This is a genomic window from Methylosinus sp. R-45379, from assembly GCF_001644125.1.
Lineage (GTDB): Bacteria > Pseudomonadota > Alphaproteobacteria > Rhizobiales > Beijerinckiaceae > Methylosinus.
Map to the genome: position 1 here is coordinate 1 of NZ_LUUM01000093.1, position 1,077 is coordinate 1,077.

The following is a 1,077-nucleotide window of genomic DNA, read 5'->3' on the forward strand; positions in this document are numbered from 1 at the left end:
GGACAGAAGCCGGCTGTATGGTCGTCTCAAAAACGGACCACACGGACATTTCGTCGAACTCTATGCCGCTCGTCTCGTCGAGGAGAGGCTTGTTCGGCACGTCGCTTGGCGATGCCTGAATGTGATTGGCGGGCTGCTGAGTTGGCTTTCGGGCCGGCGCTACCAGTTGGCCGATCTCGATGAGCAGCTCGTTGAGCGATATCTCCGGTATCGAGGCGAGAGGCAATCCATTCAACCCGGCGACCGAGCCGCGCTCAGACGATGGCTGTTGGTGCTGCGCGATGAAGGCGTAATCGCGCCAATGACTCCGCCACCGCTCACGCCGCACGCTCGGATATTCAAGGAGTTCGACGCTTACCTACTTTCAGAACGCGGCTTGGCCCCGAAGTCCGCCCTCCGGCATCTCCCGGTCATTCGCCGGTTCTTGCACGAGGTGTGCTCCGGCGGCGCCGAGGACCTGTGCAAAATCAGCCAAAGCGACGTGACCAGCTTCGTTGAGCGCCACGCTCGGGATTGGAGCCCGGCGACCGGCAAGGCGATGTGCTCGTCGCTACGCTCCTTTCTCCGTTACCTCCACCATCAGAGGCTGAACCCGCACGCGTTGGCCGATTGCGTTCCGTCGATCCGGCGTTGGAAGCTCGCGAGTTTGCCGACCTATCTATCTGCGGCTCAGGTGCGGAAGGCGCTCGACAGTTGTGATCAGGAGACAGTGATGGGGCGGCGCGACCACGCCATTCTGTTGTTGCTGGCTAGGCTCGGCCTGCGCGCGGACGAGGTCACGACGCTCACGCTCGATGATGTTGATTGGCGCGCCAGCGAGATTCTGGTTCACGCCAAGGGCCGACAGCGAGCGCGGATGCCGATGCCGCCAGACGTTGGCGCGGCCATCGTAGCTTATTTGCGCAATGGCCGCCCAAAGTCGTCGTGCCGACGGTTGTTCGTCCGCACGCTCGCGCCGCATGTCGGATTTGCCTCCGGATGTGCGATCACCCAGATCGCCAGGACAGCACTCGATCGCGCCGGTATCGAAGGTTGCGCGCATCGCGGCGCCCATATCTTCCGACACAGTCTCGCCAC

1 protein-coding gene is annotated in these 1,077 nt (G+C 62.7%); it reads left to right on the forward strand.

What is annotated here, in order from left to right:
- On the forward strand, window positions 1-1,077 hold a 1,077-nt coding region (locus A1351_RS04855; RefSeq protein ID WP_157096108.1), incomplete at both ends, for a tyrosine-type recombinase/integrase.